This window comes from Citrobacter sp. Awk 4 (genome assembly GCF_028069725.1).
Classification (GTDB): Bacteria; Pseudomonadota; Gammaproteobacteria; order Enterobacterales; family Enterobacteriaceae; genus Citrobacter_D.
Map to the genome: position 1 here is coordinate 1 of NZ_JANEWG010000047.1, position 24,052 is coordinate 24,052.

Consider the following 24,052-nt stretch of genomic DNA (forward strand, 5'->3'; position numbering starts at 1 on the left):
GGGCTGGGCATTGGGGGCGTGCTGTTCGGCGGGATTCTTGTCGGACATTATGCTGACCTGCTAGGCATCTCCCTTAGCGGCGAGATGCTGCATTTTATTCAGGAATTTGGCCTGATCCTCTTCGTTTACACCATTGGTATTCAGGTCGGTCCTGGTTTTTTTGCGTCGCTGCGCGTTTCAGGTTTACGTCTGAATCTCTTTGCTGTTCTGATCGTCATTATCGGCGGTCTGATCACCGCCATTCTGCATAAAGTGTTTGCGATTCCGTTGCCGGTAGTCCTGGGAATATTCTCTGGCGCGGTGACCAATACCCCGGCATTAGGGGCTGGCCAGCAAATTCTGCGCGATCTGGGCACACCTATAGAGGTGGTGGATCAGATGGGGATGAGCTATGCCATGGCGTATCCTTTCGGTATTTGCGGCATCTTACTCACCATGTGGCTGATGCGTATGATTTTTCGCGTCAATGTTGAGGAAGAAGCGCAACAGCATGAATCCACACTCACCCGTGGGCACTCTCTGATCCAGACCATGAATATCCGTGTTGAGAACCCGAATCTCAGCAATATGGCAATTCAGGATGTCCCTATCCTCAATAGCGACAAAATCATCTGTTCGCGACTTAAACGCGATGAAACGCTGATGGTGCCCTCGCCAGGGACGATTATTCAGGTTGGCGATCTGCTGCATCTGGTGGGGCAGCCAGGGGATCTGCACAATGCGCAGGTGGTGATTGGTCAGGAGGTGGATACCTCGCTTTCAACACGTGGCACGGAATTGCGTGTTGAACGTGTGGTCGTCACCAATGAAAAAGTGCTCGGCAAGCGTATTCGCGATCTACGCCTAAAAGAGAACTATGACGTGGTGATCTCGCGGCTTAACCGCGCAGGTATTGAGCTGGTGGCAAGTGGTGAGATGAGCCTGCAGTTTGGCGACATTCTCAACCTGGTCGGGCGGCCCTCTTCCATTGAAGCAGTAGCCAATGTCGTGGGCAACGCGCAGCAAAAACTGCAACAGGTACAGATGTTGCCGGTGTTCATTGGTATCGGGCTGGGCGTGCTTCTTGGGTCAATCCCGCTGTTTATACCGGGGTTCCCGGCGGCGTTAAAGCTGGGGCTGGCGGGTGGTCCGCTGATCATGGCGCTGATTCTGGGGCGTATTGGCAGCATTGGTAAGCTGTACTGGTTTATGCCGCCGAGCGCTAACCTGGCGCTGCGCGAGTTGGGTATCGTGCTGTTTCTTGCCGTGGTGGGGCTGAAGTCTGGCGGTGATTTTGTCGATACTCTGACGCAAGGAGAGGGCTTAAGCTGGATTGGTTATGGCATCTTTATCACCGCAATTCCGCTCATCACGGTGGGTCTGCTGGCACGTATCTTCGCTAAAATGAACTATCTGACGCTGTGCGGAATGTTGGCCGGGTCGATGACCGATCCGCCGGCGCTGGCGTTTGCCAATAACCTGCATGCGACCAGTGGGGCCGCGGCGCTGTCGTACGCGACGGTATACCCGCTGGTGATGTTCCTGCGTATTATCACTCCGCAGCTACTGGCGGTGATTTTCTGGGGATTAGGTTAGGCGGGCATATGCGTCAGGGGAATTCATTCGTGGCCTGTTTGCCGGATTGTCCGGCAAACAGGCTAAACCGGCGAATTCCCCGTCAGGAAGGAAAATATCAGGATTAACAGAACGATGCCGCATACCACTCCAATGCCAAAGAGCAGGGCGTGAAAAGCGAGTGTTCCTCCTCCAAAGATCAGTGCACCACGAATACTCCAGCCATTTTCTTTACGCATACCGGCGATAAAAGCACAAACCAGCGCGATGACAGCGAGTGCGATACCGCTGTTATCCAGGATCATATCGATATCGACCGCGCTTTTTTCCTCGGCGACAGCGGGAGACTCGTCTCTCAGGCCGGCAATAATGCCTTTTTTGACGGCGGAAACCTGCTTTGCAACCACGCTCTCCAGTGTGGGCGGCGGCGCGGAAAGGGGGCCAAAAGAGAAATGGAATATACTGATAATCAACGCAATGGCGCCGAACAGCATTCCCGATAAGCTACATTTGTTTTGCGATATGATGTCCATCTGACCTCCCTGTGCTGAACGACACAGAGCATATCAGTAATACGGCGTTCGCCGTTCTGAAAGTGAGCAGGAATAACGGTAAAACGCAGCAATGAAAAGGAGTCCTGATGAAGATTTCCCGCCTTGGAGAAGCACCGGATTACCGCTTCTCGCTGGCAAATGAGCGTACTTTTCTGGCGTGGATCCGCACCGCGCTGGGTTTTCTGGCGGCGGGCGTGGGTCTTGACCAGTTGGCTCCGGATTTTGCCACGCCAGTGATTCGTGAGCTATTGGCGTTGCTACTGTGCTTGTTTTCCGGTGGCCTGGCGATTTACGGCTACCTGCGATGGTTGAGTAATGAAAAGGCAATGCGTCTGAAAGAGGACCTGCCGTACACCCGCAGTTTGTTGATTATCAGTCTGACTTTGATGGTCGTCGCGGTGATCGTTATGGTGCTGGTACTGTATGGCGGATAGCCGTAAAGCCCGTCGCATTGCCGATCCGGGGCTTCAACCGGAGCGCACGTCGCTGGCCTGGTTCCGCACGCTGCTGGGCTATGGCGCGCTAATGGCGCTGGCGTTGAAACATCACTGGCACCAGGCGGGATTCTTGTTCTGGGTTTCTATTGGCGTGCTGGCGATCGTGGCGATCATTCTCTGGCGCTATACCCGCAGTCGTCACCTGATGGACGTCGCCCATTACGATTTTTCTCAATCTCGCGCGGTGCGTGACAAATTTATGATCTCCCTCGCGGTGTTATCCCTCGCAATACTGTTTGCTGTAACGCATGTTCGCCAACTTATCGCATTTATCGGGGATATTGCATGACGGGAAGTGAAAACAAGGATGTCCGTGAGGAGGCGTATCAAATCGTTGTCAACCGCCAGAATAGTCAGCAAGCGCAAGAACTGTATCGGAACTTACAGCAGCCTGGTATCAGGGCTGTGCAGTTTATTCCCCACATCGAGTTTGATAGGCATGGCCATTTAACCGCAGAGTCGGTTACCGCAGAAGGGTGGGGCCAGTTTTTAAATGCGGTATTTGCTCTCTGGGTACGGGAAGATGTTAACCGGATATCCATTCAGCTTTTTGATAAGATCTTAACGCAGTGGTGTGGTCGCGCTGATGCGATGAATCTACAGAATATTTCACCTGGCGGCGCAGATTGTCTGAGCTGTTACGTATTGCGCTTTTGTGCTGGTGAGTGCCTGAAATATCGTGATAGCAGCGGAAAAAGCGTGCTTTGTGCCGGTTATAAAGCCTTTTTTAACGACTCTTCGCCGTACATGCGGGTAATGCGTGATCTCATTAAGCAGCATCGCTCACCGATGGAACTGATGGCGATGCTGCGTCAAACTTAGCGACCTTTAGCCAGGTACTGCGCCATTTCGGCTTCCGGTACCATTCCGCCGCCTGTCGCCCATACCAGATGCGTGGCGTGGTTTAACTGCTCAGCCGTGAACCCGTGCATCTGTTGGTATGCCGCTGAACCGCATACGCGCTGAGGCCCGCTCATCCCAGCCAGTGCAGATGGCTCCAGGCGAATGCCTTCTTCCTGTGCCAGCCAGCCCAACATGTCATACATGGTTTGATCGTCAAGGGTATACAGCCCGTCCAGAAAACGCTCCATCGCCCGACCCACAAAACCCGATGCACGCCCCACCGCCAGCCCGTCCGCCGCGGTCAGGTTATCGATGCCGATCTCCTGAACGGAAATGGCGTCGTGCAGGCCAGTGTAAACGCCGAGCAACATGCAGGGAGAGTGGGTCGGTTCGGCAAAGAAGCAGTGAACGTTATCGCCAAACGCCAGTTTCAGGCCAAAAGCCACACCGCCAGGGCCGCCGCCGACGCCGCACGGCAGATAGACAAACAGCGGATGATCGGCATCCACCACGCGTCCCTGCTGTGCGAACTGCGCTTTCAGTCGCTGTCCGGCGACTGCGTAGCCTAAGAACAAGGTGCGGGAGTTTTCATCGTCGATAAAGAAGCAGTTGGGATCGGACTCCGCCGCTTTACGCCCTTGCTCCACTGCCACACCATAATCTTCTTCGTACTCAACCACCGTCACACCGTGGCTGCGCAGTTTGGCCTTTTTCCACGCGCGGGCATCGGCAGACATATGCACGGTAACGTTAAAGCCGATGCAGGCGCTCATGATACCGATCGAGAGCCCCAGGTTACCGGTCGAACCTACCGCGATGCTGTACTGGCTGAAGAACTGTTTGAATTCAGGCGAGAGCAGCACGCTGTAGTCATCTTCAGTGGAGAGCAGCCCGGCTGCCAGCGCCAGTTTCTCTGCGTGGGTCAGCACTTCATAAATCCCGCCACGCGCCTTAATCGAGCCGGAAATGGGCAGATGGCTGTCTTTTTTCAGCAGAATTTCACCGCAGATAGACTGTCCGTACTCTTTTTCCAGCCGTTTCTGCATCGCAGGAATTGCGGCCAGTTCGGATTCAATAATCCCGCCAGTGGCGGCGGTTTCCGGGAAGGCTTTCGCCAGATACGGCGCAAAGCGGGTCAGGCGAGCGTGAGCGTCCTGAACATCCTGTTCCGTCAGGCCGACATACGGTAAACCTTCAGCCAGAGAGGTTGTGGCCGGGTTAAACCAGGTCGTTTCTTTGAGTGCAACCAGATCCTCCACCAAAGGATACTGGGCGATGAGATTTTGAATGTTTTCCATAGTACGTCTCTTTGCGCTTAGATAATAAAGGAAAGCAGGAATGTGCAAGCCAGTGCAATAACCGACGCGATAAATGTCGCGGTCGTATAGTATTTAAACGTCTCATTCAGGGTGGCGCCGCAGTATTGCTTCACCAGCCAGAAGAGGGAATCTGTCACGATCGTGCAGCCAATGGCGCCAGAACCGATAGCAATGGCGATGATCTCCGGACTCACGTTGGGATAGAGCGGCAGCATCGGCGCGACAATCGCCGTTGCGCCCATCATCGCGACCGTAGCCGAGCCGACCGCTGCGTGCAGGATCAGCGCCACCAGCCAGGCCAGCAGGATAGGGTGCATATGCATATTGGAGAGGAGCACCGCGAGGGTATCCGCCAGGCCGCTACTCTTCAGGATGGCGTTGAACGCGCCGCCTGCACCGATAATCAGCAGAATGTTAGCAATAGAACCAAAACCGTTTTCGGTATGGGTGAGCAGCGTACCCATGCCGATATGCTGGCGCAAACCGAGAATGTAGTAAGCCACGAAAACCGCGATAAACATGGCAGTAATCGGGTTGCCGATAAACTCCAGCAGGGTGTACAGCGTACTGCCTTTCGTCATGTTCAATTCAGCAACGGTTTTCGCCAGCATCAGACCAATCGGCAGCAGGACGGTAAACAGGGTTGCGCTCAGTGACGGCAATGTTTTTTCGTCACGGACTTTAAGGTCAGAAAACTCAGCGGGTACGGCTTTATACGGCAGACGGTTGCCGAGTAACTTCAGGAACAACGGTCCGCCGATAAGCGAAGCCATCAGCCCTACCAGCAAGCCATAGACGATCACAGAACCGAGATCGGCACCCAGTTTATTGGCTACGAACAGCGCAGCCGGATGCGGCGGCACCACGCAGTGTACGGCCATCAGGGCGGTACATAACGGGATCGCCAGTTTCAGCAATGAGGTATTGGTTTTTTTGGCGATGGAGAATGCCAGCGGAATTAACAACACCACGCCCACTTCGACAAACAGCGTGATACCGCAGATCAGCCCCACCAGCACCATAATGACGTCGGCGGAGAGCCAGCGACAGCGCTGGAGCGTTAAGCCAATGCGTTCTGCCGCACCGGAAACTTCCATCATTTTGCCAAGAATGGTCCCCAAACCGATAACGGCAGCGAGGAACCCCAGCGTTCCACCGATACCACTCTCAATGGCGTTGACCATCTCCAGTGGGCCCATGTCCATCATCGTGCCCACAAAGAAACTGGCTAACAGCAGCGCCAGAAACGGGTGGAATTTGAACTTCACGATGGTCAAAACGATTAACACGATGCTTATCAGCAGCGTGCTCACAACCCAGATTTGAGAGTGCATATCTCACCTTGCCCTGTGATTAAACTAAGGCTATTGGACAAAAAAACGGCGTAGGCTGACAAACGATATAATTCCCTCTTCACATGAGCCAGATTGCATCAAATGGGTGATATATGTCTAATTACAGCTATTTTATGCGATATGGTTCACTCTGATTCATCCTTGTGCTGATTTTTTCAACGCATTTTTTTACACTACGGGCCCTATTCAGCGGTCTCAGAGGTGGTTATGGATCCCCTTCGCGAAGTCAGAAATCGTCTACTCAACGGCTGGCAGTTATCAAAGCTCTACACTTTTGAAGTGGCGGCGAGACATCAGTCTTTTGCGCTGGCGGCGGACGAATTGTCATTAAGCCCCAGCGCTGTCAGCCATCGTATTAACCAGCTTGAAGAAGAACTGGGTATTCAGTTGTTTGTGCGCTCACACCGCAAAGTGGAGTTAACTCACGAAGGAAAACGGGTGTTCTGGGCGCTGAAATCGTCGCTGGATACGCTGAACCAGGAGATCCTCGACATCAAAAACCAGGAGCTCTCCGGTACGCTCACGGTTTATTCGCGGCCTTCCATCGCCCAGTGCTGGCTGGTGCCCGCATTAGGTGATTTCACGCGCCGCTACCCGTCTATTTCGCTGACCATTTTGACCGGTAACGACAACGTAAATCTCCAGCGTGCGGGTATTGATCTGGCTATTTACTTTGATGACGCACCTTCCGCGCAATTGACGCACCATTTCCTGATGGATGAGGCGATCCTGCCTGTATGCAGCCCGGACTATGCCCGTCGTTTTGACCTGCAGGACGCGTTGGTTAACCTGCGTCACTGCACGTTGCTGCATGATCGTCAGGCGTGGAGCAATGATTCCGGAACGGATGAATGGCACAGCTGGGCGCAACATTTTGGGGTGGAACTGCCGCTATCATCGGGGATTGGTTTCGATCGTTCTGATTTGGCGGTGATTGCCGCCATGAACCATATTGGCGTCGCGATGGGGCGCAAGCGGCTGGTGCAAAAACGAATCGACAGCGGTGAGCTTGTCGCGCCTTTCGGTGAGATGGCGCTGAAATGCCACCAGCACTACTACATGACCACGCTGCCTGGCAGGCAGTGGCCGAAAATTGAAGCTTTTATCGGCTGGCTGCAAGAGCAGGTGTCATGACGATTTATTACGTTCTCACTCTACACCTGATGTCGGAGATTATGCTAAATACGTGATATCCCTCCCGGTTAATGACTGAGGAAAACCGTGTTAAAACCGCTCATCTCTCTCCTGTTGCTTGCCAGCGCTGCCGCGTACGCGACCGAACCGCCGTTAACGGCGTCGCATTATGCGCAGCTACTAGGGGCTGGAATGGATGTCGACTGGGCGCGAACCGAAAAGGGCATCCGTGAATTTGATCCGCTGGTGGTCCGCGATTTTAAGGCAAAGGGATTAACCCACGTGCGCATTCGGGTTGCGGGCGAGCCGACGGAAGCGCGGTTAATTCACCTGCGTAAACTGGTTGAAGCCTGTAACCAGTATGGCGTGATCCCCATTATTGCGTATCAGGCCGATGAGTATAAAAACGATCCCAGCGGCGGAAACGAAAAAGAGGTGGAGAACTGGTGGATTGCCGTGGCGCACTATTTTGCGCAAAGCTCGCCGCTGCTGGGTTTTGACCTGATTTATGAACCGGCGGAGAAACTCAATCACAATCAGGCTTCGCTGAATCGGGTATATGACAAAACCCTCCGTACAATCCATGCCATTGACCCACAGCGAATGATCTTTATTGCCCCACGCATGCGCGCCGCACCGGAGGCGTTGTCGGGTCTTAAACTGCCGCCGGGAAGTCAAAACTATGTGCTGGCACAATGGCATATCTTCCCGTGGGGGCCGCTAAAGAGTAATGGGAAATACCCCTGGACCTCCGGCACTCCGGCGGAAAAAGCCGCCATCCGCACGCGGATAAATACCGCCATACATTGGCAGCAGAAAACCGGGCATGCCAGTTGGGTAGGGGGTTGGGCACCGGGAGAAACCATCAAAAATGCACCATCGCCGTCGCAGTTAGCCTTTGCCAGTTTTATGGCCTGTGAGCTGAAGAAAGCGAAAATCCCGTATGCTATCAACGCAGATACGCAGTTTTATGATGGGGAAGAGGGGGCGTGGCGGCCAGCGCTGGAACCGCTGTTGAACGCGATGATATCGCCGGTGTGTGAAAAGCCCGGCGATAAGCCGGGCCATCATCAGCTTAAACCGTCTGCTCCTGATGGGACACACGAGACGCCAGCGGGAGCCAGCACAGTAAAATCAACAGCCCCATAAAGGTCATCAACATACCAAGGCTGGCTTGTCCGGTTTGCGGCATCATCGCGGAGAGCCACGCCAGCACACCAGAACCGATGTTTTGCAAGCCACCCACCAGCGCGCCTGCAGTTCCGGCCAGGAACGGGAAAGGTTCCATCGCCCCGCTGGTTGCCAGCGGGAACAGCATACCTGCGCCAAAGAAGAACAGCGCTGCCGGAATCAACAGCGTCCAGACGTTCATCACGCCGAACCAGCCTGGTACCCACATCATCACGCCTGCCAGCAGGCAACTGACCACCGATTGCCACATCAGCGTGGAGAAGCGTTTATTGGGACGACCAGCAAACCATGCGCCGAAAAACGCCGCCGGGATCGGTAAAATAAACAAGACGCTCACCACCATGCTGCTTAAACCTAATACGGCCCCCATCAGCACGCCGGAACAGGCTTCGAAGACGGCAATCCCTGCCAGGCCGCCAATCAGCATCAGCAAATAACAGGTAAACGCGCCGTTGCCAAACAGGGTTTTGTAGCTGGTAATAAGCCGTGTGCGCGGCGCGCCCGTCGGACGGGTTTCTGGCATCCAGCGCGCCATGCTAAAGGTGACGCCTGCGCAGAGGATCAGCAGAAAGATGTAGCAGGCGCGCCAGTTCCACAGGGTGTCCAGCAGGCCGCCGATCAGCGGAGCCATTAACGGGCTGACCAAAATACCCATATTCAGCAAGCTGTTGGCGTGGCGCAGTTGTGTACCTTCATACAGATCGCGCGGTAACGTCCGTGCCATCACGCCGCCAACGCCGGTCCCCATACCCTGCATCGCACTGGCGGCAATCAGCACCGTCAGGCTGTGGGTTGTGATAGCAACCAGCGTGGCCAGCATAAAGATGGACATGCCAACGAGGATCACCGGACGACGCCCGACACGGTCGGAAAGCGGGCCGTAAACCAACTGTGACACACCGTAGGTCAACAGGTAGGCGGCCATCACACTTTGTACGGCCCCTTCCCGGACGTTCAGTTCACGCGCCATATCGGCAATTGCCGGGATATAGATGGTTTGCGCCATCTGACCCACTGCGACAAGTAAAACCAACATCAACAACAAATTGACGCTTCTCTGCCTTTTCATTTCGCTGATTACTTTTAAAAAAGAGAAAAAATAAGAATAAGTGGCTATGGATTTCCATAAATGCGAGTGAAATCTACCACAACAGAAAAAGAAGGCCAGATAGAAGACTGGAATGCTGTATCAGCGAACGGCAGGATATGTAAACAAAAAACGGCAACAAATGTTGCCGGATTGCATCATGCCAGACGAAGCAAAATGGCGCCAGCGGCAATTCCGCCAGCGGCGACGAGACGCAACCCAATAACCCGCTCTTTGAGCAATAGCCACGCGATCAGCGCGCCGAACAAAATAGAGGTCTCGCGCAGGGCGGCGACCACCGCCAGGGGGGCTTGCGTCATCGCCCACAGTGCCAGTCCGTAAGAGCCCATCGTGCCGATGCCGCCAAAAATCCCCTTCTTCCAGTGCTGCACCAGGTAGCGTGCGGCCTCCTGACGTCGGGCAATCATCGCCCAGCACAATAAGCAGGAGCCATTGAGGAAGAATGTCCACAATGTGTATCCCAGCGCCGTTTCTGACAGTCGCACGCCCGTCCCGTCCACCAGCGTATATCCGGCAATAAAACAGGCGTTAATCAGGGCCAGAACCACGCCCTGTCGGGAACTGGCGTGACCGTTGCAGGCCATACCGAGGATGGCAATACAGATCACTATGATACCGCCCCATGCCAGAGCGGAGAGGCTGTCGCCGAGAAACAGTACGCTGATTATCGCGACCAGTAGCGGAGCGGAACCACGCATTAAGGGATACGTTTGGCTCATATCCGAAACCTGATAGGTTTTGGCGACCAGTACGGTATAGACCACCTGTAATACGGTGGAGGCGGCTAAAAATGGGATGCTGGCGACGGCTGGCTGCGGGGCGAAGGGCAAACATACCAGCGCCATCAATGCCGCAGAACCGCTGACGCCAATCGCAGAATAGAGCTTGTCGTTTCCTGCTTTCACAATGGCGTTCCAGCTGGCGTGCAGCAGCGCGGCGAACAGCAAAATGCAGAAAACGGAAAGGGTCATGGCGACGGGTGCCTTAATGGATGTAATAAAAATGTAACATATTCTTGAGGTACACGCACCAGGCAGAGGGTAAAAGGGGAGCGGTTGCCCGCTCCCCTTTGGTGCGGCTTGAATCTGAATTACTTGAGGTATTTCAGAACAGCATCAAGCAGTTGCAGTGCAGCAACAATGAGTTTCAGGATAAGAATAGCGATATCCACGAGGCTCATACGCGTCTCCTGTGGTGAAGGAGCACTGCCAGCTGACGTACCTTTCCGCTGCCTGTTGCCAGCTGTTGCGCACGCGATCTCTCGGCGAGAAATGTTGTGCTTGTTGACGTAACACAGTGTGCTCACTCGGGGTTCAGGCGCTGACGGCACCACCCGTTTCAGCCAGGGCTTTGTTGCGCCGGTTTACGATGCGGCCCCGCATAACACATTGCGTACAGTGATATTATAGATGATTTACTGTATAAATAAACAGTAATTTATAGACAAAACGGCATCTCTCTACCATACTCAAATGCGTCAAAATTCGTGCCGAAATTGCGTGTTCTTCGTGGAATGCGTATACTTCTGGTGTTGACATAACACAGTGTGCTTTGCGGTTACCAGCCGCATAACGCTGATAAAAACCTCGCTTCGGCGGGGTTTTTTGTTTTTACATCGTTATCAGAGATAATGTGATCATTGACGCATTTTTGCGCAGATGAAATTTTTTCCATTGTCACACCTAAAAAGCTGTGCTTGTATAAATCCTGTTAATCAATAAACAGACAAGGTCCCTAATGAACCCTTCCATGCTAACTGCGACCCTACTAAAAACTGCGCAACCTGCCGCAGTGGTCGTCGTGCGTGTGGTGGTGGTCGTCGGCAATGCGCCGTAGGGTCCGGAACACACGATTCCAAAACCCCGCCGGCGCAAACCGGGCGGGGTTTTTCGTTTAGGACCCTCCCCGGAAACGCTAAGTAGTTCGGGTTGCAGGAAGGCGGCAAGTGAGTGAACGCAGCCAACGCATCTGCAACGTGAAATACGACGCGTAACGTCGGCCCAGAATAAAAGGACTGGAGCATGGCAAGTTCGGGCACAACATCCACACCTAAGCGCTTTACGGGCGCAGAATTGATCGTTCATTTACTGGAACGCCAGGGTATCACCGTGGTGACCGGGATCCCCGGCGGTTCGATTCTCCCCGTCTACGACGCCTTAAGCCAAAGTACGCAAATCCGTCATATCCTGGCGCGCCACGAGCAAGGCGCGGGGTTTATTGCGCAGGGGATGGCGCGAACCGACGGCAAACCTGCCGTTTGTATGGCCTGTAGCGGGCCGGGAGCGACGAACCTGGTCACCGCCATTGCCGATGCGCGTCTCGACTCCATTCCGTTGGTGTGTATCACCGGCCAGGTTCCGGCCTCCATGATCGGCACCGATGCCTTCCAGGAAGTGGATACCTACGGCATTTCTATCCCCATCACCAAACACAACTATCTGGTCAGAGATATTCATGAATTGCCGCAGGTGATGAGTGATGCTTTTCGCATTGCCCAGTCGGGACGCCCAGGGCCGGTGTGGATAGACATTCCTAAGGATGTGCAGACCGCGACGATTGAACTGGAAGAATTGCCGCCTGTGGCAGAGAAATCGCCCTCGCCGGAATTCAGCGCGGAAAGTATCCGTGACGCCGCCGCGATGATTAATGCGGCGAAACGCCCGGTGTTGTATCTCGGCGGCGGTGTCATCAATGCACCTGCCCGTGTGCGCGAACTGGCGGAAAAAGCGCAGTTACCGACGACGATGACCTTAATGGCGCTGGGAATGTTGCCAAAAGCGCACCCGCTGTCGTTAGGCATGCTGGGCATGCACGGCGCACGCAGCACCAACTTTATCCTGCAAGAGGCGGATTTGCTGATTGTTCTGGGCGCGCGTTTTGATGACCGGGCAATTGGTAAAACGGAGCAGTTCTGCCCGAACGCCAAAATTATTCATGTCGATATCGACCGCGCGGAGCTGGGGAAAATCAAGCAGGCGCACGTGGCGATTCAGGCCGATGTGGATGATGTGCTGGCCCAGTTGATCCCCTTTATTGACGCACAACCGCGTGAGGAGTGGCACCAGACGGTGGCGGATTTGCAGCGTGAGTTTCCGGGAGCGATCCCGCAAGAGAGCGATCCCCTCAGCCATTATGGGCTGATTAATGCCGTGGCGACCTGCGTGGACGACAGCGCGATAGTCACCACCGATGTGGGGCAGCATCAGATGTGGACGGCGCAGGCGTATCCGCTCAACCGTCCTCGCCAGTGGCTGACTTCTGGTGGCCTGGGCACTATGGGCTTTGGCCTGCCGGCGGCGATTGGCGCTGCGCTGGCGAATCCCGATCGTAAGGTATTATGTTTCTCCGGCGACGGCAGTCTGATGATGAATATTCAGGAGATGGCGACCGCCAGCGAAAACCAGCTGGATGTGAAAATCATTCTGATGAACAACGAAGCGCTGGGTCTGGTCCATCAGCAGCAGAGTCTGTTCTACAAGCAAGGTGTCTTTGCCGCCACCTATCCAGGGATGATCAACTTTATGCAGATTGCCGCTGGATTTGGTCTGGAAACCTGTGATTTGAATAATGAAGCAGACCCGCAGGCTGCGTTGCAGGCGATTATCTCCCGTCCGGGACCGGCGCTGATTCATGTGCGTATTGATGCGGAACAAAAAGTGTATCCGATGGTACCGCCGGGTGCGGCAAATACAGAGATGGTGGGGGAATAAACCATGCAGAAACAATTACATGAAAATGTCATTCTCGAACTCACCGTGCGTAACCATCCGGGAGTAATGACCCACGTCTGCGGCTTGTTCGCCCGTCGCGCTTTTAACGTAGAGGGCATCCTCTGTTTGCCGATCCAGAACAGCGACCAAAGCCGTATCTGGCTACTGGTCAATGACGATCAGCGTCTTGAACAGATGATAAGCCAGATAGACAAACTGGAGGATGTCGTGAAAGTTATTCGTAACCAGTCAGATCCGACCATGTTTAATAAGATTGCCGTCTTTTTCGAATAACAGCTCAAGGCTTGAACAGCAACGCGCTTATCGTTAAGGTAAGCGCGTTTTTTTTACCCGCCAGGACAGAACCATGATCACCGTTGCCCTTATTGACGATCACCTGATCGTCCGCTCCGGCTTTGCACAGTTGCTGGGGCTGGAGCCTGATTTACAGGTTGTCGCCGAGTTCGGATCGGGGCGTGAGGCGCTGGCGGGACTGCCGGGGCGCGGCGTGCAAGTCTGCATTTGCGACATTTCCATGCCGGATATCTCCGGGCTGGAGTTGTTAAGCCAACTGCCAAAAGGGATGGCGACCATCATGCTCTCTGTTCACGACAGTCCGGCACTGGTGGAGCAGGCGTTGAATGCTGGCGCCCGTGGTTTCCTCTCCAAACGCTGTAGCCCTGATGAACTGATTTCTGCAGTTCATACGGTGGCGACAGGCGGGTGTTATTTGACGCCGGATATCGCGGTCAAACTGGCGGCAGGGCGTCAGGATCCGCTGACTAAACGCGAACGTCAGGTGGCGGAAAAACTGGCGCAGGGAATGGCGGTCAAAGAGATTGCCGCTGAACTGGGGCTGTCGCCGAAAACGGTGCATGTGCATCGCGCCAATCTGATGGAAAAACTGGGCGTTAGCAATGACGTTGAACTGGCTCGCCGTATGTTTGATGGCTGGTGATGAGCACCTTTTTCTCCCGGTTAATTACCGTTATCGCCTGCTTTTTTATCTTCTCCGCCGCGTGGTTTTGCCTGTGGAGCATCAGCCTGCATCTGGTTGAACGCCCGGAAATGGCGGTGCTGTTGTTTCCATTTGGTCTGCGTCTGGGGCTTATGCTGCAATGCCCGCGCGGCTACTGGCCAGTGTTGCTGGGCGCAGAATGGCTACTTGTCTACTGGCTGGCGCAGGAAGTGGCGCTCGCTCATCTTCCCCTTTTGATGATCGGAAGCGTGCTGACGTTGCTTCCGGTGGCGCTAATCTCCCGCTATCGCCATCAACGCGACTGGCGAACGTTGCTGTTGCAAAGCGCGGCGCTCACGGCGGCGGCATTGCTACAGTCTTTACCGTGGATGGGACAAGGCGAAGTGGCGTTTACCGCGCTGCTGTTGACGCTCACCGGCGGACTGACGCTGGCCCCCATTTGCCTGGTGTTCTGGCATTACCTCACCAGTACCACCTGGCTGCCGCTCGGTCCGGCGCTGGTTTCGCAGCCGGTCAACTGGCGCGGTCGCCATCTGGTCTGGTATCTGCTGCTGTTCACCGTCAGTCTGTGGCTGCAACTGGGGCTGCCGGACGAACTTTCCCGTTTTACGCCGTTTTGTCTGGCGTTGCCGATTATCGCACTCGCCTGGCACTACGGCTGGCAAGGGGCGCTGATCGCGACCCTGATGAACGCCATCGCGTTGATTGCCAGCCAGACCTGGCACGATCACCCGGTGGATTTATTGCTTTCACTGCTGGCACAGAGCCTGACCGGGCTGCTACTCGGCGCGGGGATCCAACGCCTGCGCGAGCTTAACCAGTCGCTGCAAAATGAGCTGGCGCGCAACCACCGTCTGGCGGAACGTCTGCTGGAAACCGAAGAGAGTGTACGCCGCGATGTGGCGCGCGAACTGCATGACGATATTGGCCAGACCATCACTGCGATTCGCACTCAGGCCGGTATTGTGCAACGTCTGGCTCCGGAAAATGCGGGCGTAAAGCAGAGCGGAGCGCATATCGAACAGTTGTCGTTGGGTGTGTATGACGCGGTGCGACGCCTGTTAGGGCGCTTACGTCCCCGCCAACTGGACGATCTGACGCTGGAGCAGGCCATTCGTTCGCTGATGCGTGAAATGGAGCTGGAAAGCCGCGGCATCGTCAGCCATCTCGACTGGACAATAGACGAGTCAGCGCTCAGTGAAGGCCAGCGGGTGACCCTGTTTCGGGTCTGCCAGGAGGGGCTGAACAACATTGTGAAACACGCCAGCGCCAGCGCGGTGACGCTACAGGGCTGGCAGCAGGACGAGCGGCTGATGCTGGTGATTGAGGATGACGGTTGTGGGCTGCCGCCAGGCTCCGGTCAGCAGGGTTTTGGCCTGACCGGAATGCGCGAACGTGTGACGGCGCTGGGGGGGATGCTGGCGATTTCCTGCACCCACGGCACGCGCGTGAGCGTCACATTGCCCCTGCGTTACGTGTAAGGAGAGGGAATGCTGACGTTTCTGAAAGCCCCGGTAAATGCGCCGTTAATTCACGATAAACGCGAAATCGATGCCCGTTATCGCTACTGGCGGCGACATATTCTGACCACCATCTGGCTCGGTTACGCGCTGTTCTACTTCACCCGTAAAAGTTTTAACGCCGCAGTACCGGAAATCCTCGCCAGCGGCGTATTGACCCGCAGCGATATTGGTCTGTTGGCCACGCTGTTTTACATCACTTACGGGCTGTCGAAATTTGTCTCCGGCATTGTCAGCGACCGCTCCAACGCTCGCTACTTTATGGGGATAGGGCTTATCGCCACCGGGGTGGTGAACATTTTGTTCGGCTTCTCTACCTCGCTGTGGGCGTTTGCCCTGTTGTGGGCGCTGAATGCCTTCTTTCAGGGTTGGGGCTCGCCGGTGTGCGCCCGTTTGCTGACGGCGTGGTACTCGCGTACCGAACGCGGCGGCTGGTGGGCGTTGTGGAACACCGCGCACAACGTCGGCGGCGCGCTTATTCCTATTGTGATGGCCGCTGCCGCCCTGCATTACGGCTGGCGTGCCGGGATGATGATTGCCGGGCTATTGGCGATTGCGGTGGGTATTTTTCTCTGCTGGCGTCTGCGCGACAGGCCGCAGGCCATCGGTTTACCGCCAGTGGGCGACTGGCGGCACGACGCACTGGAAATTGCCCAGCAGGAGGAAGGGGCGGGGCTGACCCGCAAAGAGATCCTCACCAAATATGTTTTGCTGAACCCTTATATTTGGCTGCTCTCGCTCTGCTATGTGCTGGTATACGTTGTGCGCGCAGCGATCAACGACTGGGGCAACCTGTACATGTCGGAGACGCTGGGGGTTGACCTGGTGACGGCTAACTCGGCGGTGACGATGTTTGAACTGGGCGGGTTTATCGGTGCACTGGTGGCGGGCTGGGGATCGGATAAATTATTCAATGGCAATCGCGGGCCAATGAACCTGATTTTCGCCGCAGGCATTTTGCTTTCCGTTGGCTCGCTGTGGCTAATGCCGTTTGCCAGTTACGTGATGCAGGCCGCCTGCTTTTTCACCACTGGTTTCTTCGTCTTTGGGCCGCAGATGCTGATCGGTATGGCTGCGGCCGAGTGTTCGCACAAAGAGGCGGCGGGGGCGGCAACCGGGTTTGTCGGATTATTTGCCTATCTTGGCGCATCGCTCTCCGGCTGGCCGTTGGCGCAGGTGATGGAAACCTGGCACTGGACCGGATTCTTTGTGGTGATCGCCATTGCCGCCGGGATATCCGCGCTTCTGCTGTTGCCGTTTTTGAACGCCCAGGCGCCGCGCGAGGTCAATGAAGCGTGACGCATCTCACCTTTTTACGCCGAGTCGGGCAAAACTAAGAAATTTTCCCGGTTCCGCCTGGACGCTGTCTCAGGCCGGGTTGGCTGCTGATTTTTACAATGCCTGCCATAAAGCAGGTATAAAAATCAGGAGATATCCATCCCATGCTGGCCTTCCTAAACCAGGTGCGCAAACCGACCCTCGATCTGCCGCTCGATGAACGGCGCAAACTGTGGTTCAAACCGTTCATGCAGTCCTATCTGGTGGTCTTCATTGGCTACCTGACCATGTATTTGATCCGCAAAAACTTCAACATTGCGCAGAACGACATGATCTCCACCTATGGGTTGAGCATGACGCAACTGGGGATGATTGGGCTGGGTTTTTCGATCACCTACGGCGTGGGCAAAACGCTGGTCTCCTATTATGCTGACGGTAAAAATACCAAGCAATTTCTGCCGTTTATGCTGATCCTCTCCGCTATCTGTATGCTCGGCTTCAGCGCCAGTATGGGGACCGGCTCTACCAGCCTGTTCCTGATGATCGCGTTTTATGCCCTGAGCGGTTTCTTCCAGAGTACCGGCGGTTCGTGCAGCTATTCCACCATTACCAAATGGACGCCTCGTCGTAAGCGTGGCACCTTCCTGGGGTTGTGGAACATCTCTCACAACCTTGGTGGCGCGGGTGCTGCGGGTGTGGCGTTGTTCGGCGCAAACTACCTGTTCGACGGCCATGTGATCGGCATGTTTATCTTCCCGTCGATCATCGCGTTGATTGTCGGTTTTATCGGTCTGCGTTTTGGTAGCGACTCCCCGGAATCTTACGGTCTTGGCAAAGCGGAAGAGCTGTTTGGCGAAGAGATCAGCGAAGAAGACAAAGAGACTGAAGAAAACGAGATGACCAAATGGCAGATCTTTGTTGAGTATGTGCTGAAAAACAAAGTGATCTGGCTGCTGTGCTTCTCCAACATCTTCCTGTACGTGGTGCGCATCGGTATCGACCAGTGGTCCACCGTGTATGCCTTCCAGGAGTTGAAACTCTCCAAAGAGGTGGCGATTCAGGGCTTTACCCTGTTTGAAGTGGGCGCGCTGGTGGGGACGCTGTTGTGGGGCTGGCTGTCTGACCTGGCAAACGGGCGTCGTGCGCTGGTCGCCTGCGTTGCGCTGGCGCTGATCATTGCCACGCTGGGCGTCTACCAGCATGCCAGCAACCAGTACGTTTATCTGGCTTCCCTGTTTGCTCTCGGCTTCCTGGTGTTTGGCCCGCAGCTGTTAATTGGCGTCGCGGCGGTCGGTTTTGTACCGAAAAAAGCGATCGGCGCTGCCGACGGTATCAAAGGCACCTTTGCTTATCTGATTGGCGATAGCTTCGCCAAGCTGGGACTGGGGATGATTGCCGACGGTACGCCAGTCTTCGGTCTGACCGGCTGGGCGGGCACCTTCGCTGCGCTGGATGCGGCCGCCATTGGCTGTATTTGCCTGATGGCAATGGTTGCGGTCATGGAAGAACGCAAAATCCGCCGTGAGAAGAAAATCCGAGAATTGAAAGTAGCTTAAGTGTGTATTTGGTAACGCTTTGCCCGGCTTAATGCCGGGCTTTTTTATGGCTAATTTCATGCAACACAATACGCAGCCACTGATGTGCCGGGTCACGATGTTCGCTCGTGCCAGATCATGGGCAACACATCGTCGATCACGCCCCAAAAGCTTTCGCCTTCGTAAGGCACCAGCGCGTTAAGGTTGCGTTGCTTTTTGCGTTGAAAATCATTCTGGTGGATTAGTATTCAGCGACGGTTTCCAGATATCATGAGTACTCATAAAGCAGGAGAACTCATGGTCTGGATAATGCTGGCCACACTGGCAGTGGTGTTTGTTATCGGTTTTCGGGTACTCACGTCCGGGTCCCGACGGGCGATTCGCCGTTTGAGCGAGCGTCTTGGTATTGATGTGGTGCCGGTGGAATCGATGATCGATCAAATGGGCAAAACGCAAGGCGAAGCGTTTTTACAGTATCTGCACCGCCCCGATGAATCGCATTTGCAAAATGCCGCACAGGTGTTGCTGATCTGGCAAAACGTGATAGTGGACGGCGGCGAGCAAAGCCTGCAGCAGTGGCATCGTTTACTGCAAAAAGCCCGTCTGGCGGCACCGATTACCGACGCGCAGGTGCGCCTTGCGCTGGGTTTTCTGCGCGAAATGGATCCCGATATGCAGGAGATAAACGCCTTTCAGATGCGCTACAACGCGTTTTTTCAGCCCGAAGATGGCGTTCACTGGCTGCACTGATATCAATATCCATGATGATGATTATCCCGAATCGTCATTATATTTATATCTTAACCCCGCGCATGATGTTCCTCGTTAACTCTGACGACGAGGTTCATCATGAAACAAGCCACTTAACAAAACTCAACGCCCGTTTCCGCTTTACCACTACGGTATACCGCCTGTTGATGGGTAGGCTGGGTTGGCAAGCGTGTAAATAGCGTAACGAGACAGATTGATTTTATAGCTAATAGGCTATAATTTACCTATGGCTTATTGGCTATGAGGGATCGTTCATGTGGGATGTTGAAACAACGGATGTTTTCGACAGGTGGTTTGATGAACAGACTGAAGCACTCAAGGAGGACATGCTCGCCGCTATGATTATTTTGTCCGAATATGGCCCCCAATTGGGAAGACCGTTTGCGGATACGGTGAACGACTCCGCTTTTTCGAATATGAAAGAGTTACGCATTCAGCATCAAGGTAACCCAATTCGGGCGTTCTTCGCGTTTGATCCTTCTCGTCATGGCATTGTGTTGTGCGCTGGAGATAAAACGGGGTTAAACGAGAAGAAATTCTATAAGGATATGATCAAGTTTGCAGATGCTGAGTACATAAAACACCTTAATAAGTAAGGAAAAATCATGGCTACCCTTAAAGAGTTGATGGCGAAACAAACCCCAGAAAGTCAGGCGCGTATTGCTGAGAAAGTTGAGGAGATGCACCAGGCTATCGCGTTAAATATGCTAAGGGAAGAACTTAACCTGTCTCAGGCAGAACTGGCCGCGGCAATGGGCGTTAAGCAGCCAACCATTGCAAAAATAGAACAGGCTGATAATGATCCCCGCCTCTCAACGTTGAAACGTTACGTAGCAGCGCTGGGTGGTGAGTTAAGTATTGATGTTAAGTTGCCCACAGGTAAGAGAGTGGCGTTCCATATTTAATGCACCTGGATGACGTATTCTTTCGGTTTAAGGCGTTTTAGTTGCTAAAACGTTAAGTTCGTCACATTTAAAATGTTACACTGCGTAACTTTTCCACAAGATATCTACGCAGGTAACAAAATGAGTGAATGTATAGCTGAAAAATCCCGCGCTGAAGAAATGACACGACCCAACTGGTCAGCGGTATTTGCTGTGGCGTTCTGCGTCGCCTGCCTGATCACCGTGGAATTTCTGCCTGTCAGTCTGCTGACGCCAATGGCGCAGGATCTGGGGATCTCCGAGGGGGTTGCCGGTCAGTCGGTGACCGTAACCGCCTTTGTCGCCATGTTTGCCAGCCTGTTTGTTACTCAAATTATCCAGGCGACCGACCGTCGCTATGTGGTGCTCTTGTTTGCGATTCTGCTGACGATTTCGTGCCTGCTGGTCTCGTTTGCCAACTCTTTTACATTACTGCTGATGGGGCGTGCTTGCCTCGGGCTGGCGCTTGGCGGCTTCTGGGCGATGTCTGCGTCGCTCACTATGCGCCTGGTTCCTGCACGTACGGTTCCGAAAGCGCTGTCGGTGATTTTCGGCGCGGTCTCTATTGCACTGGTGATCGCCGCGCCATTGGGCAGTTTTTTAGGCGGGATTATCGGCTGGCGCAACGTCTTTAACGCGGCGGCGGTAATGGGAGTTCTGTGTATTCTGTGGGTGGTTAAAGCGTTACCTTCTCTGCCTGGTGAACCGTCGCACCAAAAGCAAAACATGCTGAGCCTGCTGCAACGTCCTGGGGTGATGGCCGGGATGATTGCCATTTTCCTGTCTTTTGCCGGTCAGTTCGCGTTTTTTACCTACATCCGCCCGCTGTATATGAATCTGGCGGGCTTTGATGTTGAGGGGCTGACGCTGGTGCTGTTGAGTTTTGGTATTGCCAGCTTTGTCGGCACCTCGATCTCTTCCATTATCCTCAAACGGTCGGTCAAACTGGCACTGGCCGGTGCGCCGCTGGTGCTGGCCGTGAGCGCGTTGGTGCTGACATTATGGGGGAGCGAAAAAGCGGTGGCGGCAGGGATTGCCATTCTCTGGGGGCTGGCGTTTGCGCTGGTGCCGGTGGGGTGGTCAACGTGGATCACCCGCACACTTGCCGATCAGGCGGAAAAAGCCGGATCTATTCAGGTCGCGGTGATCCAGCTGGCGAACACCTGTGGCGCAGCGGCAGGGGGCTACGCACTCGACAATCTGGGTTTGCTGTCACCGTTGGTGCTTTCCGGTAGTTTGATGCTGCTGACGGCGCTTTTGGTCGCCTCGAAAGTGCGCATAAAAAGCGCCCATCCGTAAACGGGAAGGGTGACCCGGAGGTCACCCTGTAGCTTAATTAAAACCGTTATTCTCAGCCGTTGCGGCAAACCATTTGCCGCTCTGTTTAATGGTGCGTTGTTGAGTCTCTAAATCTAACTGCACAAAACCGTAGCGGTTTTTATAGCCGTTCAACCATGACCAGTTATCAATAAAGGTCCACATGTGGTAGCCAAGGCAATTGCAGCCTTCGCTAATCCCTTTGTGTAGCCACTTCAGGTGTTCACTGACAAATTCAATGCGGTAATGGTCGTTAATGTGGCCATCCTCGATAAAGCGCTGCTCGTTCTCGACTCCCATGCCGTTTTCAGAAATAAAGCAACGCGGGTTGCCGTAATGATCGCGCAGGTTGGTAATAATATCGTAAATACCCGGTTCATAAATTTCCCAGCCGCGGTAAGGATTCATTTTACGCCCCGGCATTTCGTAGTAATCAAATAATGCTTCCGGCATAAAAGGGGCGTCAGGATTCACGGCAGAATCCCGGCACTTCACGCGGCGTGGCTGATAGTAATTGATCCCCAGCAGGTCAATCTTGCCATCGGCAATCAGTTCTTTGTCGCCCGGCTGACATGCGGGGAGCTGATCGTACTCTTGCAACAATGCGATCAAGTCGGCGGGATATTCTCCTTTTAGCACCGGATCAAGGAAGCTGCGGTTAAACAGCAGGTCCGCATGGTGTGCGGCTTTAACATCTGCCGGATGCGCCGAGCGCGGGTAAGAGGGCGTTAAATTCAACACCACACCAATTTCACCGTCGTGGTTTGCGGCGCGATAAGCGCGAACCGCTAACGAATGGGCCAGCACCGTATGGTATGCCACCGTCGCCGCGCGTCTGAAATCCACCACGTTGGGGTAATGGAAGTCATATAAATAACCCCCTTCGACCGGAACAATGGGTTCGTTGAAGGTAAACCAGTGTTTAACCCGGTTGCCGAACAGATCGAAACAGAGTTGGGCATAGCGACCAAAAGCCGCCACCACCTCACGGTTTTCCCACCCACCTTTCTCCTGCATCACCATCGGCATATCAAAGTGGAACAGGGTAATAAACGGCGTGATGCCCTGCGCCAGTAACTCGTCGATCACCTGATTGTAGAACTCAACGGCCTCAGGATTGACCTCGCCAGTACCGTCGGGAATCAGCCGCGACCAACTCAGCGACGTACGGAAACTGTTATGTTTCAGCTGTTTTAGCAGTGCGATGTCCTGTTTCCAGTGCTGATAAAATCCAGAGGTATTTTCTGGACCTATCCCTTGATGGAAACGACCTGGCTGGCGCGCGAACCACACATCCCATGTGGTCTGGCTTTTCCCGCCGTTCAGGCTGTCGCCTTCGGTTTGTAGCGCCGAGCAGGCACTGCCCCACCAAAAGTTATCAGGAAAACGGTAACGCATTGTTTTTTATCCTTGGTCAGCAACAAATGTCTGTTCCAAAGAGAATAGGCGAATTTAGAAAAAGAAACCGGTTACAGCGCCCGTTTTCACGGTATCACGGGCGAGAGAAACGACGCTGTACCGTGCATTACATATCAGGGCATTCAACCTTGCCCAGCGCTTCCCAGTAGTTGTTCTGGTTATTTCGCTCAATGGCAATGATCGCTTCACGGATATGCTGCTGATTATTTTCACCCGACATAATGCTTTTTTCCCATGCCTGATCCGACATTGAGGCTTGCGGTGTACAGATTTTACGTAAGTCGTTCAGCACGGTTGTTTTTTCATTCGCCGTCTGGAGCCCGCCATAAGCCGAGTTGGCCTGTGCCATCCCCGGCAAGACGAACAGGGCGGTCACGAGCAGTAACATGATTCGTTTCATAGTCATCATCCTTTTATCAATGCACATCATCACTAGAGTAAGTGTAGACAGTTCAGTGCTCTCTCATCAGCCTGTGCTACCTTCAATAATGGGTTCAGCCATAAGTTGTAGTTTTTCAGAGGGATAAAATGCAGATACAGATTACCGATACGGTGACTGAAGACGACCAGAATGCGCTCTTTAAGGGGCTGCGAGCTTATAACTCCCAGTTTATTAAAACGACGAATTTCGGCGAACTTGCCGTCTACTTCCGGGATTCGCAAGGTGAAATGCAGGGGGGGTTAATTGCGAAAATCAAGGGCGACTGGTTGTGTATTGAGTATTTGTGGGTGAGTGAATCCTTACGCAAAGCGGGGTATGGCAGCAAGCTGATGCAGGCGGTGGAGCAAACTGCGCAGGCGCGGGGTTGCCTACATGCACTGGTAGATACCTTCAGCTTCCAGGCGCTGCCGTTTTACCAGAAGCACGGCTATACACAGCAAATGACCTTGCCGGATTTTCCCGAAAAAGGCATTTTCCGCCACTATTTATCGAAAACATTTTGATGACCGGATGGTAGAGCCAGAAGAATACCAGGATTTCTGCTATCCGCTCTTTTCCCGTTATGCCTTTTTCTTCTTGCTGATGCTTTTTCGATTTTTAATC

Annotated in this window: 26 protein-coding genes and 1 pseudogene; 18 read left to right on the forward strand and 9 right to left on the reverse strand. The window is 54.1% G+C overall.

Annotated features, from left to right (window positions below; translation table 11 throughout):
- On the forward strand, positions 1-1,575 hold a 1,575-nt coding region (locus tag NNO04_RS17285; RefSeq protein ID WP_271445737.1), incomplete at its 5' end, for a putative transporter.
- 62 nt (positions 1,576-1,637) lie between these two features.
- Here NNO04_RS17285 and NNO04_RS17290 read toward each other — a convergent pair.
- Positions 1,638-2,087 carry a hypothetical protein gene (locus tag NNO04_RS17290; protein ID WP_271445738.1) on the reverse strand — a complete coding sequence of 150 codons (450 nt, stop codon included), beginning with the start codon at positions 2,085-2,087 and terminating at the stop codon, positions 1,638-1,640.
- Positions 2,088-2,194: 107 nt separating this feature from the next.
- Between NNO04_RS17290 and NNO04_RS17295 the strand changes: the two genes are divergently transcribed.
- From NNO04_RS17295 to NNO04_RS17305, 3 genes are read left to right on the forward strand one after another with little or no spacing between them, the layout of a single operon-like run.
- Positions 2,195-2,542, forward strand: coding sequence for a YidH family protein (locus tag NNO04_RS17295; RefSeq protein WP_271445739.1), 348 nt, complete (start codon positions 2,195-2,197; stop codon positions 2,540-2,542).
- Positions 2,532-2,894, forward strand: a complete 363-nt coding sequence (locus NNO04_RS17300) for a DUF202 domain-containing protein (RefSeq protein WP_271445740.1) — start codon at positions 2,532-2,534, stop codon at positions 2,892-2,894. Before NNO04_RS17295 ends, NNO04_RS17300 begins: the two co-directional genes overlap by 11 nt.
- On the forward strand, positions 2,891-3,427 hold the full coding sequence (locus tag NNO04_RS17305) for a radical SAM protein (protein WP_271445741.1): 537 nt from the start codon (positions 2,891-2,893) through the stop codon (positions 3,425-3,427). The genes NNO04_RS17300 and NNO04_RS17305 overlap by 4 nt, the downstream gene beginning before the upstream one ends.
- On the opposite strand, the gene dsdA is transcribed toward NNO04_RS17305, so the two are convergent.
- Both dsdA and dsdX read right to left on the reverse strand, forming a co-directional pair.
- Complete coding sequence (gene dsdA, locus NNO04_RS17310) at positions 3,424-4,746, reverse strand: D-serine ammonia-lyase (RefSeq protein ID WP_271445742.1); 1,323 nt, start codon at positions 4,744-4,746, stop codon at positions 3,424-3,426. The genes NNO04_RS17305 and dsdA overlap by 4 nt on opposite strands.
- A 17-nt stretch (positions 4,747-4,763) precedes the next feature.
- Positions 4,764-6,101 (reverse strand): D-serine transporter DsdX, encoded by a 1,338-nt coding sequence (gene dsdX, locus NNO04_RS17315; protein WP_271445743.1) that lies wholly within the window; start codon positions 6,099-6,101, stop codon positions 4,764-4,766.
- Positions 6,102-6,329: 228 nt separating this feature from the next.
- Here dsdX and dsdC point away from each other — a divergent pair, with 228 nt between their 5' ends.
- Together dsdC and NNO04_RS17325 are read left to right on the forward strand one after the other, a co-directional pair.
- The gene (gene dsdC / locus NNO04_RS17320; protein WP_271445744.1) at positions 6,330-7,256 is read left to right on the forward strand and encodes a DNA-binding transcriptional regulator DsdC; all 927 of its coding nucleotides are present in this window, start codon (positions 6,330-6,332) and stop codon (positions 7,254-7,256) included.
- An 87-nt stretch (positions 7,257-7,343) separates the two neighbouring features.
- Positions 7,344-8,405: a cellulase family glycosylhydrolase gene (locus tag NNO04_RS17325; RefSeq protein ID WP_271445745.1), complete on the forward strand. Its 1,062-nt coding sequence runs from the start codon at positions 7,344-7,346 to the stop codon at positions 8,403-8,405.
- Here the strand turns inward: NNO04_RS17325 and emrD are convergent.
- The 4 genes and pseudogenes from emrD to NNO04_RS17345 all read right to left on the reverse strand — a co-directional run.
- Positions 8,332-9,516: a multidrug efflux MFS transporter EmrD gene (emrD, locus tag NNO04_RS17330; protein WP_271445746.1), complete on the reverse strand. Its 1,185-nt coding sequence runs from the start codon at positions 9,514-9,516 to the stop codon at positions 8,332-8,334. The genes NNO04_RS17325 and emrD overlap by 74 nt on opposite strands.
- A gap of 176 nt (positions 9,517-9,692) precedes the next feature.
- Positions 9,693-10,526, reverse strand: a complete 834-nt coding sequence (locus NNO04_RS17335) for a DMT family transporter (RefSeq protein ID WP_271445747.1) — start codon at positions 10,524-10,526, stop codon at positions 9,693-9,695.
- 119 nt (positions 10,527-10,645) lie between these two features.
- Entirely contained in the window at positions 10,646-10,735 is a 90-nt protein-coding gene (gene tisB / locus NNO04_RS17340) for a type I toxin-antitoxin system toxin TisB (protein WP_000060506.1), read from the reverse strand.
- Positions 10,732-10,842: pseudogene (locus NNO04_RS17345) on the reverse strand (hypothetical protein); the annotation flags it as partial. The pseudogene NNO04_RS17345 and the gene tisB, both read right to left, overlap by 4 nt.
- A gap of 450 nt (positions 10,843-11,292) precedes the next feature.
- Here NNO04_RS17345 and ivbL point away from each other — a divergent pair.
- From ivbL to nepI, 11 genes are all read left to right on the forward strand, one after another.
- On the forward strand, positions 11,293-11,391 hold the full coding sequence (ivbL, locus tag NNO04_RS17350) for an ilvB operon leader peptide IvbL (protein ID WP_047460165.1): 99 nt from the start codon (positions 11,293-11,295) through the stop codon (positions 11,389-11,391).
- Positions 11,392-11,576: 185 nt separating this feature from the next.
- Entirely contained in the window at positions 11,577-13,265 is a 1,689-nt protein-coding gene (gene ilvB, locus NNO04_RS17355) for an acetolactate synthase large subunit (RefSeq protein WP_271445748.1), read from the forward strand.
- A 3-nt stretch (positions 13,266-13,268) separates the two neighbouring features.
- Positions 13,269-13,559: an acetolactate synthase small subunit gene (gene ilvN / locus NNO04_RS17360; RefSeq protein ID WP_271445749.1), complete on the forward strand. Its 291-nt coding sequence runs from the start codon at positions 13,269-13,271 to the stop codon at positions 13,557-13,559.
- A gap of 73 nt (positions 13,560-13,632) precedes the next feature.
- Positions 13,633-14,223, forward strand: a complete 591-nt coding sequence (gene uhpA, locus NNO04_RS17365) for a transcriptional regulator UhpA (RefSeq protein WP_203359529.1) — start codon at positions 13,633-13,635, stop codon at positions 14,221-14,223.
- Entirely contained in the window at positions 14,223-15,725 is a 1,503-nt protein-coding gene (uhpB, locus tag NNO04_RS17370) for a signal transduction histidine-protein kinase/phosphatase UhpB (protein ID WP_271445750.1), read from the forward strand. The genes uhpA and uhpB overlap by 1 nt, the downstream gene beginning before the upstream one ends.
- A 9-nt stretch (positions 15,726-15,734) precedes the next feature.
- A complete protein-coding gene (locus NNO04_RS17375) occupies positions 15,735-17,063 on the forward strand; it encodes an MFS transporter (RefSeq protein ID WP_271445751.1) in 1,329 nt (442 codons plus the stop codon).
- Positions 17,064-17,206: 143 nt separating this feature from the next.
- Entirely contained in the window at positions 17,207-18,598 is a 1,392-nt protein-coding gene (gene uhpT / locus NNO04_RS17380; protein WP_271445752.1) for a hexose-6-phosphate:phosphate antiporter, read from the forward strand.
- Positions 18,599-18,874: 276 nt separating this feature from the next.
- On the forward strand, positions 18,875-19,327 hold the full coding sequence (locus tag NNO04_RS17385) for a DUF1198 domain-containing protein (protein WP_271445753.1): 453 nt from the start codon (positions 18,875-18,877) through the stop codon (positions 19,325-19,327).
- Between the two features lie 275 nt (positions 19,328-19,602).
- Positions 19,603-19,944 (forward strand): type II toxin-antitoxin system RelE/ParE family toxin, encoded by a 342-nt coding sequence (locus tag NNO04_RS17390; RefSeq protein WP_271445754.1) that lies wholly within the window; start codon positions 19,603-19,605, stop codon positions 19,942-19,944.
- 9 nt (positions 19,945-19,953) lie between these two features.
- Complete coding sequence (locus tag NNO04_RS17395) at positions 19,954-20,253, forward strand: helix-turn-helix domain-containing protein (protein ID WP_271445755.1); 300 nt, start codon at positions 19,954-19,956, stop codon at positions 20,251-20,253.
- 120 nt (positions 20,254-20,373) lie between these two features.
- The gene (gene nepI, locus NNO04_RS17400; protein WP_271445756.1) at positions 20,374-21,570 is read left to right on the forward strand and encodes a purine ribonucleoside efflux pump NepI; all 1,197 of its coding nucleotides are present in this window, start codon (positions 20,374-20,376) and stop codon (positions 21,568-21,570) included.
- A 33-nt stretch (positions 21,571-21,603) separates the two neighbouring features.
- Here nepI and NNO04_RS17405 read toward each other — a convergent pair whose 3' ends face one another.
- Positions 21,604-22,986, reverse strand: a complete 1,383-nt coding sequence (locus NNO04_RS17405) for a glycoside hydrolase family 1 protein (protein ID WP_271445757.1) — start codon at positions 22,984-22,986, stop codon at positions 21,604-21,606.
- A 127-nt stretch (positions 22,987-23,113) separates the two neighbouring features.
- Positions 23,114-23,407 carry a YicS family protein gene (locus tag NNO04_RS17410; protein ID WP_271445758.1) on the reverse strand — a complete coding sequence of 98 codons (294 nt, stop codon included), beginning with the start codon at positions 23,405-23,407 and terminating at the stop codon, positions 23,114-23,116.
- 128 nt (positions 23,408-23,535) lie between these two features.
- Here NNO04_RS17410 and NNO04_RS17415 point away from each other — a divergent pair, with 128 nt between their 5' ends.
- Positions 23,536-23,952 (forward strand): GNAT family N-acetyltransferase, encoded by a 417-nt coding sequence (locus NNO04_RS17415; RefSeq protein WP_271445759.1) that lies wholly within the window; start codon positions 23,536-23,538, stop codon positions 23,950-23,952.
- The last annotated feature ends 100 nt before the right edge of the window (positions 23,953-24,052 follow it).

What these genes read in the sequence shown, in the direction of transcription:
- NNO04_RS17290 (WP_271445738.1), bottom strand. Translation starts at nt 2,087, where the DNA reads ATGGACATCATATCGCAAAACAAATGTAGCTTATCGGGAATGCTGTTC.
- NNO04_RS17295 (WP_271445739.1), top strand. Translation starts at nt 2,195, where the DNA reads ATGAAGATTTCCCGCCTTGGAGAAGCACCGGATTACCGCTTCTCGCTG.
- NNO04_RS17300 (WP_271445740.1), top strand. Translation starts at nt 2,532, where the DNA reads ATGGCGGATAGCCGTAAAGCCCGTCGCATTGCCGATCCGGGGCTTCAA.
- NNO04_RS17305 (WP_271445741.1), top strand. Translation starts at nt 2,891, where the DNA reads ATGACGGGAAGTGAAAACAAGGATGTCCGTGAGGAGGCGTATCAAATC.
- dsdA (WP_271445742.1), bottom strand. Translation starts at nt 4,746, where the DNA reads ATGGAAAACATTCAAAATCTCATCGCCCAGTATCCTTTGGTGGAGGAT.
- dsdX (WP_271445743.1), bottom strand. Translation starts at nt 6,101, where the DNA reads ATGCACTCTCAAATCTGGGTTGTGAGCACGCTGCTGATAAGCATCGTG.
- dsdC (WP_271445744.1), top strand. Translation starts at nt 6,330, where the DNA reads ATGGATCCCCTTCGCGAAGTCAGAAATCGTCTACTCAACGGCTGGCAG.
- emrD (WP_271445746.1), bottom strand. Translation starts at nt 9,516, where the DNA reads ATGAAAAGGCAGAGAAGCGTCAATTTGTTGTTGATGTTGGTTTTACTT.
- NNO04_RS17335 (WP_271445747.1), bottom strand. Translation starts at nt 10,526, where the DNA reads ATGACCCTTTCCGTTTTCTGCATTTTGCTGTTCGCCGCGCTGCTGCAC.
- tisB (WP_000060506.1), bottom strand. Translation starts at nt 10,735, where the DNA reads ATGAGCCTCGTGGATATCGCTATTCTTATCCTGAAACTCATTGTTGCT.
- ivbL (WP_047460165.1), top strand. Translation starts at nt 11,293, where the DNA reads ATGAACCCTTCCATGCTAACTGCGACCCTACTAAAAACTGCGCAACCT.
- ilvB (WP_271445748.1), top strand. Translation starts at nt 11,577, where the DNA reads ATGGCAAGTTCGGGCACAACATCCACACCTAAGCGCTTTACGGGCGCA.
- ilvN (WP_271445749.1), top strand. Translation starts at nt 13,269, where the DNA reads ATGCAGAAACAATTACATGAAAATGTCATTCTCGAACTCACCGTGCGT.
- uhpA (WP_203359529.1), top strand. Translation starts at nt 13,633, where the DNA reads ATGATCACCGTTGCCCTTATTGACGATCACCTGATCGTCCGCTCCGGC.
- uhpB (WP_271445750.1), top strand. Translation starts at nt 14,223, where the DNA reads ATGAGCACCTTTTTCTCCCGGTTAATTACCGTTATCGCCTGCTTTTTT.
- NNO04_RS17375 (WP_271445751.1), top strand. Translation starts at nt 15,735, where the DNA reads ATGCTGACGTTTCTGAAAGCCCCGGTAAATGCGCCGTTAATTCACGAT.
- uhpT (WP_271445752.1), top strand. Translation starts at nt 17,207, where the DNA reads ATGCTGGCCTTCCTAAACCAGGTGCGCAAACCGACCCTCGATCTGCCG.
- NNO04_RS17385 (WP_271445753.1), top strand. Translation starts at nt 18,875, where the DNA reads ATGGTCTGGATAATGCTGGCCACACTGGCAGTGGTGTTTGTTATCGGT.
- NNO04_RS17390 (WP_271445754.1), top strand. Translation starts at nt 19,603, where the DNA reads ATGTGGGATGTTGAAACAACGGATGTTTTCGACAGGTGGTTTGATGAA.
- NNO04_RS17395 (WP_271445755.1), top strand. Translation starts at nt 19,954, where the DNA reads ATGGCTACCCTTAAAGAGTTGATGGCGAAACAAACCCCAGAAAGTCAG.
- nepI (WP_271445756.1), top strand. Translation starts at nt 20,374, where the DNA reads ATGAGTGAATGTATAGCTGAAAAATCCCGCGCTGAAGAAATGACACGA.
- NNO04_RS17405 (WP_271445757.1), bottom strand. Translation starts at nt 22,986, where the DNA reads ATGCGTTACCGTTTTCCTGATAACTTTTGGTGGGGCAGTGCCTGCTCG.
- NNO04_RS17410 (WP_271445758.1), bottom strand. Translation starts at nt 23,407, where the DNA reads ATGAAACGAATCATGTTACTGCTCGTGACCGCCCTGTTCGTCTTGCCG.
- NNO04_RS17415 (WP_271445759.1), top strand. Translation starts at nt 23,536, where the DNA reads ATGCAGATACAGATTACCGATACGGTGACTGAAGACGACCAGAATGCG.